This window comes from Nostoc sp. FACHB-133 (genome assembly GCF_014698055.1).
GTDB lineage: Bacteria > Cyanobacteriota > Cyanobacteriia > Cyanobacteriales > Nostocaceae > Nostoc.
This window is the reverse complement of record NZ_JACJSH010000024.1, coordinates 1-13037: the sequence shown is the minus strand read 5'-3', so window position 1 is coordinate 13037 and position 13037 is coordinate 1. Positions and strand designations below refer to the sequence as shown.

At 44.7% G+C, this 13037-nt stretch carries 8 protein-coding genes and 2 pseudogenes; 2 read left to right on the top strand and 8 right to left on the bottom strand.

What is annotated here, in order from left to right; all coding sequences use genetic code 11:
• Positions 1 to 342: 342 nt before the first annotated feature.
• From H6G86_RS19925 to H6G86_RS19895, 7 genes and pseudogenes are all read right to left on the bottom strand, one after another.
• Positions 343 to 1221 (bottom strand): hypothetical protein, encoded by an 879-nt coding sequence (locus H6G86_RS19925; RefSeq protein ID WP_190935753.1) that lies wholly within the window; start codon positions 1219 to 1221, stop codon positions 343 to 345.
• A gap of 164 nt (positions 1222 to 1385) precedes the next feature.
• A pseudogene (locus tag H6G86_RS19920) lies at positions 1386 to 2174 on the bottom strand (SDR family NAD(P)-dependent oxidoreductase); the annotation flags it as partial.
• A gap of 292 nt (positions 2175 to 2466) precedes the next feature.
• The gene (locus H6G86_RS19915; protein ID WP_190935752.1) at positions 2467 to 2934 is read right to left on the bottom strand and encodes a VOC family protein; all 468 of its coding nucleotides are present in this window, start codon (positions 2932 to 2934) and stop codon (positions 2467 to 2469) included.
• A 302-nt stretch (positions 2935 to 3236) separates the two neighbouring features.
• Positions 3237 to 3710: a cupin domain-containing protein gene (locus tag H6G86_RS19910; protein ID WP_190935751.1), complete on the bottom strand. Its 474-nt coding sequence runs from the start codon at positions 3708 to 3710 to the stop codon at positions 3237 to 3239.
• 371 nt (positions 3711 to 4081) lie between these two features.
• On the bottom strand, positions 4082 to 4711 hold the full coding sequence (locus H6G86_RS19905) for a response regulator (protein ID WP_190935750.1): 630 nt from the start codon (positions 4709 to 4711) through the stop codon (positions 4082 to 4084).
• Positions 4708 to 10665 (bottom strand): AAA family ATPase, encoded by a 5958-nt coding sequence (locus H6G86_RS19900; RefSeq protein WP_190935749.1) that lies wholly within the window; start codon positions 10663 to 10665, stop codon positions 4708 to 4710. Before H6G86_RS19900 ends, H6G86_RS19905 begins: the two co-directional genes overlap by 4 nt.
• Positions 10666 to 10742: 77 nt before the next feature.
• Positions 10743 to 11015: pseudogene (locus H6G86_RS19895) on the bottom strand (IS1 family transposase); the annotation flags it as partial.
• A gap of 54 nt (positions 11016 to 11069) precedes the next feature.
• On the opposite strand from H6G86_RS19895, the gene H6G86_RS19890 reads away from it, so the two are divergent.
• Both H6G86_RS19890 and H6G86_RS19885 read left to right on the top strand, forming a co-directional pair.
• Complete coding sequence (locus H6G86_RS19890; RefSeq protein ID WP_190935748.1) at positions 11070 to 11534, top strand: hypothetical protein; 465 nt, start codon at positions 11070 to 11072, stop codon at positions 11532 to 11534.
• A gap of 271 nt (positions 11535 to 11805) precedes the next feature.
• A complete protein-coding gene (locus tag H6G86_RS19885; RefSeq protein ID WP_190935747.1) occupies positions 11806 to 12216 on the top strand; it encodes a hypothetical protein in 411 nt (136 codons plus the stop codon).
• 421 nt (positions 12217 to 12637) lie between these two features.
• Here the strand turns inward: H6G86_RS19885 and H6G86_RS19880 are convergent, their stop codons facing one another.
• Complete coding sequence (locus H6G86_RS19880; RefSeq protein WP_190935826.1) at positions 12638 to 12937, bottom strand: HNH endonuclease family protein; 300 nt, start codon at positions 12935 to 12937, stop codon at positions 12638 to 12640.
• Positions 12938 to 13037 lie beyond the last annotated feature (100 nt).

Here is a 13037-nt window from a genome sequence, read left to right as displayed (position 1 = left end):
AATAAATATTTTTTGGTATCTCAATCGCCCAAACCGAATGGCACTAAGTTAAGCTGAATGGTAGGCAGCGTAAGGATTCCAGAGGAGCAGGGGTGCAGAGGGGAATTTCTATTTCTTCTGTTCGTATGCCTAAAATTTCTTCTTTCTCCCCTGCTCCTCCGCTCCTAGAGCCCCCCTGCTGCCTCAACGATTTTCCCTTTTCTTAGTGCCATTCCGCCCAAACCCTTGATTTCACTGGGTTTATTTATCCAACAAAGCCACACAATCAATCAATTTTTCTAGCGCAGATATGGCGCAAAGCCTGGTGATAACAGAGAGGATAAGTTTGCGAGACATTCATCGTCAAACTTTAGCAGAAGATTCGGACTTGAGCAGGGTTATTGATGCTTTCACAGCAGAATCCAGGAATGCCGCAACCTGCTGTTGTTGAGTTTGGGCATTAGTATTCTCAGTGTATTGAGAAGCTTGCAGCACAGCTCCAACCCAGTGTTGGGTATGCCAAAAAGCCCGACTATCAAGGGTAGGAAGATTGGCTGTGTCTGGATACGGATAAGGAGACACATACCAGTAAGGTTCTTGATAGCTAGTGTCTCCAGGCGATAACCCAACCCCAACCGTCAATGGGTTTCCATTTTTGGTGCCAGGAAGTGTAATTAATGTTGCTATATCAAAATGATGGGGCCAAATGTAAATCGCTGAAGCATTCTCGTTAGTTGTAACAATCGTCTGAAGTAGCTGATGCGCGGTGCTGTAGTAATTTGCTAATTCACCCAATTCCACCTCTTGACTGGCATCAAAGGAGGCTCCGTGAGCAAGGGGATGATCGGGAAAATCATCAGGTGGATAGTCTAAAAATACAATTTTGCTGGCATCTGCACCGAGTTTAGAAATCTCTTGCTGAAGCCAATCTAGCCCTTCTTGCATTGTCTTTCCGTGTAAGAGCAAAGATGCGATCGCGTCGTTCTGATGATTTATCAAGCTTAATGTAAGACTGGCTGGCTTGAGTGCTATTTGAAAGGGCTGAACCGCTCGAATAGTCGATCCAACAAACGCTTCTAAAACCGGATTCCATGTCATGCTAGTGTGGCTGTAATCTGGTAGAGGCTCTACCAATGCCGCGCCCGTTGCGGCAATATATTGAACGGCATAGTGCAATTGCAGTCTGCTTTGGGTCAGTTCCTTGGGGTTGATTTTTCCTGTCATTGTCTCTGGTGTTGTCATAATCATGTCCATTGGCTAAAAGAAGATTTGTAAGGAACGAAGGGCTAAGGTAGGCAGCTATTGATCTTTCAGATGGAGTAAAAAACCTCTGGTGAAGACTTCGCTCGTCAAAATTATGGTTTTGAACTTGCCAAGCGAATTTCAGTAAACTGCCTGGGAAAAAGTTATGATAACTGGCGCGCATGTGGCTTTGAGGCAAGGTGATAGCGGGCTGCGGCATTGACGTGGTTGAAATTTGGGATCATACTCTGACGAGCAGCGTCGAAGGCGTTCCACTGCTCCGCATCGGGCAACGACGGGATTGTGACAGTCTCGCGGCGATCGAAGCCAATAAGGGCGGCATCCACCAGTTCGTCAACTTCCATAGCAGGCGGTAGCGCATTCATATCCCAACCTGAGCGCTCCCAGATTTCCGTCCGCGTTGATGCCGGTAGCACAGCCTGAATATAGATTCCTTTAGCGCCAAGCTCGAAGTGGAGACCCTGGGTGAGGAAGAGGACAAAGGCTTTGGTTGCGCCATAGACTGTCAAACCGAATTCCGGTACTAACGCAACCGCCGAACTGATGTTAATAATCGCGCCATTGCCCGCCTTGACGAACCGTGGAGCGACGGCGCTGGCAAGCCGCGTCAGCGCTATGGTGTTGAGGCTGATGATTTTAGCCACCTCGTCCGGGCTTTGATCTACAAAACTGCTGGCAGCACTGGCACCAGCGTTGTTGATCAGGATACCAGTATGCGTGTCAGTACGTAGCCGCTCCTCCACTTGGGCAAGTTCACCAGCATCGGTGAGATCCGCCTGAAGGATGTCAACCGCCACCCCGGTTTCCCGGCGTAGTCTTTCGGCTAGAGCTTCCATTCGGGCGTGGTCACGCGCTACCAGCACGAGATCGTAACCACGCTTTGCGAAACGATCGGCATAGACGGCACCAATTCCGCTAGATGCTCCAGTAACGAGTACGCTCTTATTAACTAGTTAGCTCATGGTATTGCTCCTTTGTGAATATGTACAAATGTTTCGTAGTGAATAGATGGGTTGGAGACATCTTGGTTGTTCCAACCGCCTCCCTAGTAGTTCGCCAAGTGTACTTGGCGGGGTAAAGGGTAAGGGGTAAGGGGGAAAGGGTTTAAATCCCTTAACCTTTCCCCTTTCCCCTTTCCCCTTTCCCCAGTCCTCACAAGCGCATTTTTGGGTTGGCAGACTACTAGCCCCAAATTAGTGAGGCATCCCCAATGAGTGATTCCCGTTACCGTCCGGGGGCCCGCGTCTTTACCTCTTGGAGTAACCAACCATTGCCATCCGGGTCACTGAATGAGGCAAATGAGGCATAGTCGCGACGTTCTGGATCTGGGCCTGTTGCCCGCCCCTCGGTTCCGGCTCGGTGGAATATCCCCCCCACGTCGTGGAATACCTCCCCTACGTCGATGCCGCTGCTGACAAGCTCGGCGCGGGTCGCCTCGATGTCATAAACGATGAGGTGCAAACCCTGAACCGAACCCGGCACGGCTGAGGTGATACCGGTGCCGATGATAATCGAGCACTCCGAGCCGGAAGGGGTCAGCTGCACCACCCGGAAGTCCTTATCGGTAACGAAGTCGGCATCCAACCGCCACCCCAACGTTTCATAGAAGTGCTTAGATCGGTCAACGTCCGAGACGGGGATCACCAAAACTTCGAGTTTCATGTTTTTACTGTCCACGTTAATGTTGCTCATTTTGTTCTCCCTTAGGTTGCTCACATTGGTTACACTTCATTGTTTAGCGATCGCCTATGGCGGGTCAGGCGCTCCAGCCCAAACTAAGTGAGTCGAGCGCAATCCGACCATCGCTCAATTTAGACCAGTCAAGTTAGTTCAGTTAAAACGCACGTTAATCGTTTGCAGCCGATTTTTTGACAGACAGGGGCGCTCCGACGATCAAACTATCGTACTGATTTCCAAGATCCGTCCATCCTTCGGGTGGCAATACTTGTCGGTTAAGGGGAAAAGGGGAAGGGGAAAAGGGAAAGAAAAAACCTTTAACCCTTCCCCTTTAACCTTTTCCCCAAACCCAATTCTGAGTTCAAAATCCAAAACCCGAGTAGTATTGCTTCGGGTGGCGTTTGACCAATTTGGGGGAAGAATTCGTCGATTCTGCCTGGTACGAAGGTGAAAAGCAAGCGAGCCGCTCCCGGCCCGAGGTTCACCCATCCATGCACGCTGTTCCGGGGTACAACAACCGATGTTCCGGGCGCAACCTCAAACTCTTCGCCCTCGCAGTGAAATCGAAATCTGCCTTCAAGTACTTCAAATATCTCCTCCCTATCTTCGTGATAGTGGAGTGGCGGCCCTATGAACGGTGGGACTCGTGCTTCGATGATTGTGAAAGCTCCGCCGACATCTCTGCTATGCACGCGGATAGCCATCTGCTCACCGAGCATTGTATCGAACCAATTGAGATCCTCGCCCCGGCCGACAATTGCAACTTTGCTTTTACTGAATTCGGTGCTCATTATTTTACCTCTTATAATTGTGGAATTGAGGATCAAAGCACTTCATTACTTGCAGCAATAATGGCTGCCATTAACTGCTCCATATTCCAGCGAACGATATCAAATCCAAAAAAGAAATTATCCAATTTCTGAACTTCACTACGACTTTCCCTCCCCCTGCTCCCTGCTCCTTGCAAGAACTGCCCCTTGTCCTCTTCATTGACTCCTATCTGTGATTCCTTCCGACTCCGTTTTTTCTATGTCTTTAGCTTATGAAACTAATTCAGCTTTGTCGCCAACTCAGGGTTGAGTAATTGAAGGGATGAAACAACAGTTGCTGACTATCTCTAAAACTAACTCTCAACCGAACTTAAGTTCAGTTCTCATTGCTTTCACAACTTGGCAAGCCCCCGCTTGAGTGCGGTAATCACTGCTTGAGTGCGATCGCTCACGCCTAATTTGCTCAGAATTCGGTTAATGTGAAATTTGACGGTACTTTCAGTAATATTCAAAGCCGCAGCAATATCTTGATTACTCAAGCCACGCGCCATCTGGCAAACAACTTCTTGTTCTCGCTCGGTTAACTCTGGAATGTTCATCCGTTGCACCAGTTTGGCAGCGACTTCGGAAGGGATATATTGTTGTCCGATGTGAACAATATGAATCGCATTCAGCAGTGCATCCGGTTCCGCGTCCTTCAACAGATAGCCTTTGGCTCCGGCGCGTAATGCTCGATAAATATCTTCGTCCCCGTCATAAGTGGTCAGTACAATTATGCGGGCATGGGTGAATTCAGCACAGATGGCGACGATCGCATCAACGCCGTTGATCTGGGGCATCCGTAAGTCGATTAAGGTAACATCAGGCTGTAGTTGTCGATATTGAGCGATCGCTTCCTGCCCATTGCCCGCTTGACCTACCACCGTCATATCTGGCTCATTCTCAATCATCGCGGCTAGTCCTTGCCGGACAATCGAGTGATCATCAACAATCAAAACGCGGATTGCTGTAGACTGACTCACGCTGATGCCTCCCGATGTACGGATACGATCGTTTCTGTTCCCTGCCCTAATCGGCTCTCAATCGAGAGTTGTGCCCCAATTCGTTCCGCTCGTTCGGTAATCCCCAGTAAGCCAAACCCCCGATTTAGGGTTGTATGGTTGGCTTCAAATCCTTGTCCTTTGTCTCTAATTCGTAAGCAGAATTGCGTTGGTTCATAAATTAATTCAATCCGAATTTCCTTTGCATTCGCATACCTAATTGAATTCGTAAATGCTTCTTGTGCAATTCTCAGAAGATTATTCTCTGTTTCAGGGGGTAACGTATAGGGCGTGCCAATAATATCACAAATCAGACTGGTTTCGGTTGAAGATTGCATGGTAGCTACAGATCGTTGCAGTGCCGTCCACAGATTGCCATCTTCTAGAGATTGGGGGCGCAGTGCTGCAACGGAGCGTCGAGCTTCTGTTAGCCCGGTGCGAGCCAAATCTCGCACGGTGTTAATATGTGTTTGAATTGCTTGGGGGTTGGTTGTCACTAATCGAGAAACGGTTCCCATGTGAACCAGAATCCCCGTAAAGGCTTGCGCGAGAGTGTCATGAATTTCGCGTGCCATGCGGTTGCGTTCCTCTAAAATTGAGGCTTCTTCGGCACGTTTGCGATCGCTGATATCTGTAATCAGACCATAGTATCCTTTCACTTGACCATTGCCATCTAAATCAGGGATGAGGGAATTACTGATATATTTCTTGCCAAACACACAGGGAATTTCTGCCTCATAGGTTGTGATTTGCCCTGCCAATGCTTGATTGATGTACGGTTGTACAACTTGATAAGACGCCTCACCCAAGTTTTCGCAAATATGCTTGCCCAAAATTTCACCTCGACTACGGTGAAACCATTCCTCGTATGTGCGGTTGGCAAACCGATAACGCTGGTCGGCATCTACATAGGTGATACAAACAGGTAGAGCGTCCGTGATCACTCGTAATTCCTGTTCTCGTTCGCGCAGTTCTGCTTGGCTTTGCTGTAAAGCTGCCGTCCTTTGAGCTACCTGTTGCTCTAAGGTGCGGTTGTAATTGGCTAACAGGTGTTCTGCTTGTTTCCGCTCTGTGATGTCTTGAAAGGTGACAAGCGCATAAACCACATTGCCCTGTTCGTCAAAGACTGGAGTTCCCCATGTCTCAACTGGAATGGTTGCGTTGTTTTGGTGAATTTCTAAATCATCTGTCCTCGTGCGTTCGCCGTTCAACGCCCGGATGATTGGCAGTTGCTCAGTTGGATATATCCGATCCGTTCCTGCTACATAAAGTTGATAAACCTCTGCGATTTGCTCCGGTGCTACAAAAGGATCAATCTCTTTGCCCATTAACTGAATTCCCCGTTGATTGGCGTAGTAGGGGCGACCAGTCGCATCCACTATTCCAATTCCTACCGGAACCGCTTCTAGAAATTGAGCCATCTGACTTTCGCTAGTGCGTAGCTTTGAATAGAGTTTGGCATTTTCGATCGCAATGGCTGCTTGAGTTGATAGCAGATGCAGAACTTGCGATCGATCCGGTGTAAATGCTCCAGTTGCTAATTGATTTTCCAGGTACAACACACCAACAAGTTTACTTTGATTCAACAACGGCAAACAAAGAAGTGATTTCGTTTGGTTCTGCTGAATATATCGCTCATTGATGAAATTACCTTCACGATTTGCATCATTTAAGATCACAGATTCATGAGTCCGAATCACATAATGAATAATGGATTCGGGTAAACGATTTACCATTGAAATCGATTGCAGTACTTGTGTAGCACAAAGATTCGCATCATTATTGAATTCACAAGCAGCCTCGATCGCCCATTCTCCTGCGTTTTCCAAAATCAAGCATCCAGTTTGTGCCCCAGCATTCTCAATTAATATCTGCATCAAAGAATTGAGTAACTGATCCAGTTCAATTTCGCGAGAGATGGCTTGGAATGCTCTGATTACTGTTGCTAAATCGAAAGCAATATGTGAGGTGTTAGAAGTAGTTCCAGCAATGGTGTGAACTGGTGTGGGAGCCACATTCAGCGACTGAGGAAAAAACTGTGGATAGCGAGTCTCTAAATCTTTGGCTTTTGCGGTTGCTCCCCACCGCTCATAGCAGTAATGGGCTTCCTTCATATAAAGATGAGCAAATTTTTCTCGACCACGAGCCAAGTAATGTTTTGCAGCTAACTCATAGCCTAAAGCTTCTTCTTGAAGGTACTCGTTTTCTTTAGCCCCTTGAATAGCTTGTTCATAAAACTCCTCTGCCTCAAAAAACTGACCCAAAACTCGTGCTTTCTCTGCCTCAACTAACTGAAATTTATGCAAAAAATTCATGGGGGCATGGTGTGCCCATTTCTGCATTTTTTCTTGGTTGGCGTTAATGCGATTCAACCAAGCTGCTTTTTCAGAGTTTGAAGCATCCGCCAACAAGCTCAGAAATATTAGAGAGTCATAGAAATGGAATTGAGGTACAGAGATTATTGCTGTGGCTGCGCCTAAATACTGTTCTGATAAAGTAGCCGTTTTTGCAGCTTGCTCATACTCCCCGAAAAGATAGCATAAAATCAGCTTATTTAAGTAAAAATAGTGAAGGCTAGTTCCATCCTTGACAGCGATCGCCCGTGATAGTGCTTGCTCTTCGTCATATATACAACCCACTAAGCGACTTGGATTTTCAGATTGACCTCGCAGGTTAAGGATTGTTTGCTGCAACATTGCCAGCCAAGTGGAAGCAGTCTCTCGCCTAATTTGATTGGTGGCTTTCCGATAAATCGCTGTTTGTTGTTCCAGTTCCGTCAGTTCTTGCCCTGCAAAAAAGGGATAATAACAGAGGCTGAATGCACAATAACTGGCAAATTCAAACTCTCCACTTTCTATAGCGCTTTGATAAGCATCAGCTAAACTAGGGAACGTCTCTTTCAGGTGGTCTTTCCAGTGAATTATATGAAAATTCACCATCAGCAATGCTTTGCAGTTACCTCTCTTGTTACTTAATCTTTTCGCTAAATTTAAGGATAATTTGCCAAATCGATAGCCCAGTTCAATGTTTTGTACAACTCCACATAGCATCATGCCGTATGCAGCATAACCGAGAAGCGACCAGATAGCGTTTCCATTGGTGATCGATAAATTCACCATCTTGCACACAATCAGAACCATCAGAGCAGGTGACACATTAAAAGCCGCGCCTACTGTGCTTACTAAAATGTAGATTGCTGCCAGTGGCACAGGTTCAGTCATCTCTGGCAGATCAATCAAATCTTCGATTTCCCGCCCAGCAAATTGTGAAGCTGTTTCCTCTAATCCTGCTTGAACGTCTAACTGACTTGGAGCTTCTACTAAACTAATTCCCAAGAGTTGCAGCACTTCCAAGCCAGTTTTAAGGGCTTCTTTAGGGTCGCCCCGCGACAGCCATGCTTGAATTCTGCTATCGTAAGCTTTCACTTTATCGAGCGCTGTCTTCGCATGACTGAGAACTTCTTCTACAAGCCGCTCCATTTTGTCAAAGTGACCACTGAGGTATGCTGCCTCTGCTGCCTCGGAATGCAACACCAAAGTTAGGTCATACTCACGCTGCCAACTTTCCACATCAAGGAGTTTAAGCCCTGCATTGAAATACTTGAAAGCTGCTTCATAAGCCGTCGCTGACAGCGCTTTCTGACCTGCTTGCAAATTCAGTTTAGCAATCTCATTCCATTCAGATTGCTCACTGATTAACTCGGTTCCATAATTCAGTTGGTCAACAATTTCAAACAACCGCTCTGCTAGCTGCTGTGGCGAAGTCTTTTCGAGTAAATTGCGACCGATTTGCAGATGTACCCCAAGTTTTTGCGACTCATCGATTAAAGCATAAGCTGCTTGCTGTACGCGATCGTGCAAAAACTTATATTCTTGAACTAACAAGTTTTCATCTAATTCAGATATAGGTTGAATTAATCCAGCTTGAATGGCTACTAGTAAATCTAGAGAAATTGCTTTAGGAGATTGTTCGCAAACGATCGCTAACGTATCTAAATTAAATTCAGCACCGATACAAGCTGCTAACTGGAGAATTTGCTGTGTGTTTTCTGGTAATTTATTTAACTGGATTAGTAGCAACTCCACCACATTATCGGTAATATCCTGGGCTTGAATATCAGCAATGTTCCATTGCCAGCATAAGTGTTCAGCATCAAATGTCAGCAGATTTTCGCTATGCAGCATTCTCAAAAATTCACCGACAAAGAAAGGATTGCCCTCGGTTTTACGCAGTACTAACCCAGCTAAGGAAGAAACGGTGTCTGCATTCTGATGTAGCGTCTCGGCAATCAACTGACTCAGTGGACTTAGCGTTAATGGTGTTAGGATAATTTCCTGAAGCACTGCCCCTTGTTTTCGCAGTCTCTCTAGCGTTAACATCAACGGATGAGTTGGATTTACCTCATTATCTCGATAGGCTCCAATTAAAAATAGGAATTTGGTTTGTTCATCAAGCAACATTAGCTCAATTAACTTCAGCGTTGCTGAGTCTATCCATTGCAAATCATCTAAAAAGATCACAAGCGGGTGTGACTCTGAACAAAACACCCGCACAAACTTCTGAAAAATTAGATTGAAGCGATTTTGAGCTTCAGTTGCTCCAACTTCTGATACAGGCGGCTGTTTGCCGATAATTAATTCAACTTCCGGGATGATCTCAATGATAATTTGTCCGTTGGTTCCCAAAGCTGTTAGAAGGCGCGATCGCCATTGTTGCACTTGCTCGTCTGGTTCACCGAGCAACTGTTGTACCAATTTTTGCAGGGCATCTGCGATCGCGCTGTAGGGAATATTGCGTCCAAATTGGTCAAACTTACCAGAAACAAAATAGCCGCGTTTTGCAGTGATAGGCTTGTAGAGTTCTTGTACTAAGGCTGATTTACCAACCCCAGCGTAGCCAGATACCAACATCATCTCAACTTGGAATTGAGAATTTTCTTGATTCTTTACTCTCAATTCTTCATTCCCCGTTTCTGCTACTCTGTCAAACGCTGCTAATAATGCTTCAATCTCTGCTCCGCGTCCATACAATTTTTGGGGAATTTGAAACTGATCGCAAACGTCTTGAATACCCAGTTGAATACTGTCAATTTGACCTGTTTCTGCGAACTGGTGAAGACCGATTTCTAAATCTGCTTTGATACCCCAAGCACTCTGATAGCGATCCTCTGCGTTTTTCGCCATCAATTTCAAAACTATATCTGAAACGGCTTTAGGGATCGCTGCATTCAGTTCGTGAGGTGGAATAGGCACTTTAGCAATATGACAATGGATTAGCTCAAGAATGTCTGTTGTGGGAAACGGCAGATGTCCGGTTAGAAGTTCGTAGAAGGTCACACCAAGGGAGTAAAAATCGGTGCGGTAATCGAGCAAACGGTTCATCCGTCCTGTTTGCTCTGGAGATAAATATGCGAGTGTTCCTTCCAACACATGAGGACTTTTGAAGGTTGGATTTGTGCGATTAAATTGGGTGGCAATCCCAAAGTCAATAATTTTGACAACGCCAGTATCGAGATTCAGGACTATGTTTCCAGGGTTGATATCTTTATGAATGACATTGGCTGCATGGATTCTGCCCAGAATGTCGGTGAGGGCGATCGCAAGACCTAAAAAAGTGGATAAAGGCATGGGGCAGAAGATATCTGGGCGCTTGTGCATCCATTGCTCTAGGGACTCTCCCCCAAAATCTTCTAAGAGAATCACCAGAGTGCGTTGATAATCCTGCTGGCTGTATGCCTTCACCACTCCTTCCAAGTTAAGGGAACGAGTAATTTTATATTCCTGTCTGTAGCGAGTTAGTTCTTGAGGTGAGGGATAATCAAGCTTGAGTATTTTTACTATGATTGCTACTCCATCGTCTCTAATACCCCGATAAACCAGAGAATTAGAACTTTCATATATCTTGCTTTGGATGGCAATACCAGGTAGAGCAATCATAGAGCAACTCTTGGGAGTACAATCTGGCATACCTCAAACTATACAGCAATTCTTGGCGTTGCTGAGTGCGGTATGAATTAATTGAACACTAGGATAAAATGATACTTAAAGTAATGAAGTAATAATCGGATAGAGTATTCCAGTATTTCTACGGTCTTAGAATAACATAGTGTTTTGCGATAGCGAAGCGGTAGCGACGTTAGGAGCGTCTGTTGTCGTGCTAAATAATGACGTAAACGGATGTTTTCATCTTCTAATCTAGTCATGTAAATCTTACTCACAATCTGATCGCCTGAGTCAATAAACTTAGGGTAAACTTTCCATCCGTCAGTAATATAATGGGACTTCCAAAGAATAAATATTATTTGTTCAAATATTTATTAATAAGTAAGGTTAATTTAGAAATGTTTGCAATATATATTGTTTGGATAAAACTGGTGTTTAGCTTATCTTGCTATGTAATGCTAGGCTGGTTATTTGCTTGGACACCAGTTTGGGATGAGGCTTTACAGCAGGGCAGTGCCTTGACTTTATCCAGAGTTACTTTAATATTTTTGACTTTAACATTGACTCGCAGTTTTGCTTGGAAAATTTTTGGCGTTATCAGTTGGGCTAAAACTTTAGGTTGGTGTTACATATTAAGCCACGGTGTAACTGGAATTTTACTTTTAGCTTTTAGTGGAGGAATAACATTATATGTAGTTTTATTGATAGTACTAAGTATCGCTTGGGCTGGTGCTTTTAGTTCAGTCGCAGTAAAAAATCAATTACTTCCATTTTTTAGTCAGTTGCACACTGTGCTAATTTTGAGACTTACCTTAATTTTTGGTTTAGGTTTAGGGATATTAGCCCGTCTGAGCAATCCCTAAAAATTATCTTTAACTGAACGCCAATGGAGAGATAATGTAGGGTTTTCCAAAAGTTTTTGGAGCTAGAAAAGCGAAGCTCGTTCATTACATACTTTCACAAGAGACTGAGCAAGCCAACATCATAAACACTACTGCGACTTTATAATCTAATCTTGCGGCAATATGTGCGTTTTAGCCCCAAGACCTTTTATTTTCGCAATAAGCGCATAAAAATGTGAGAAAATTGACCTCGTAATTCATGCCAAATTTTGAATTGATCAAAGTCAATTTTATGAAAAAGAACTATGTTCTCCTGACATACGCCTTATTGATTTGCACTGCTGCGCCTCAAAAAGCTCTAGCAGATGAGGTTTGGAAAACGGAAGAATATAAAGTGGTTTATCAAGAAGATCGTAATAAAACTGCCATGTGGCGTTATGGTAGCGATGGAGTAATCTTCATTGATGGTTTAGCAGGAGTGTTTAATGACCGAGGTTCATACAATGGCTACTGGGTACAAAAGTCTTCATCGGTACGTTGCGATACCTATAGAGAAGGGGCAGATGGGAAACCTACCTATCATTGGGGCAGATTTAAAGTCACTTTCATTGATTCAAAATTCCCCTCCCGTTGGAAAGCTGATATTAGCCTTTGCGATCGCGATCCTGTGATGACTTTAAACGGTACACCTGTTACAAAATGAATATCGACCGATTGCAGTCACTTAAGCAGAAATTGGCGAATGACGCAGACTTGTCCGATATCTGGCTATTTTATATGGATCATTTTGCGGATTGGCCGGAATTCACCGACCTGAGTGAGCCTGCCTATAATGAATATATAGCAGATAAGTTAATTCATATTTATCAGTAATACTTCATTTGTTTTATTTATCATTTCATCAATTTTTACAATTATCTATGTCATTTTGAAATCTCTCTTAGTTTTTATTAGTAAATAAGGTGTGTTTCCCCTACCTCTCCCCCAACCCCTCTCCGTTGGCGTAAGCCTGCCGTTAGGCATAGCGGAGAGGGGAGCCGGATTTCTCCTTCCCTTGTAGGGAAGGGGGTTAGGGGGTTAGGTCTGTGTGCGAAGTGCAAAGGTGCGATCGCATAAAATTTCTTTTATCGAGGCCATACTTTAATCGCTATCTTAGCTAAAGATTCAGCACGACTTTTGATTTCCTCTTCATTCCAAACATTTACCTTGTGAAAATATTGGTTCAAAGTCACATTACTAGTCCTTAAAATCTTCAATTTCTCCTCAAAAGATTTGTTAGATAATTCAGAGTTATATTGTGTCAACGTGAGATTTCCCAAAGTGTGAAGCAATTCTTTTTGGGTCTTGCTATAATTTGTGCCTAACATTTCTTGCCATTCCTTACGTAAGGGTGACTTTTGGGGCATAATATGCTCAAGACTCATAGCGACTGTCTTAAAAGTCAAGCGATCGTGAACAAAAAACCGGGACTGTGAACATTGACGCAACAGGGGAACGCTGCGCTAGATTCGGTGGTGGCTGGTA

Bases quoted from the DNA above. Each gene is read 5' to 3' on its own strand.
- H6G86_RS19880 (WP_190935826.1), bottom strand. From the start codon at position 12,937: ATGAGTCTTGAGCATATTATGCCCCAAAAGTCACCCTTACGTAAGGAA.
- H6G86_RS19885 (WP_190935747.1), top strand. From the start codon at position 11,806: ATGAAAAAGAACTATGTTCTCCTGACATACGCCTTATTGATTTGCACT.
- H6G86_RS19910 (WP_190935751.1), bottom strand. From the start codon at position 3,710: ATGAGCACCGAATTCAGTAAAAGCAAAGTTGCAATTGTCGGCCGGGGC.
- H6G86_RS19890 (WP_190935748.1), top strand. From the start codon at position 11,070: ATGTTTGCAATATATATTGTTTGGATAAAACTGGTGTTTAGCTTATCT.
- H6G86_RS19925 (WP_190935753.1), bottom strand. From the start codon at position 1,221: ATGACAACACCAGAGACAATGACAGGAAAAATCAACCCCAAGGAACTG.
- H6G86_RS19915 (WP_190935752.1), bottom strand. From the start codon at position 2,934: ATGAGCAACATTAACGTGGACAGTAAAAACATGAAACTCGAAGTTTTG.
- H6G86_RS19900 (WP_190935749.1), bottom strand. From the start codon at position 10,665: ATGATTGCTCTACCTGGTATTGCCATCCAAAGCAAGATATATGAAAGT.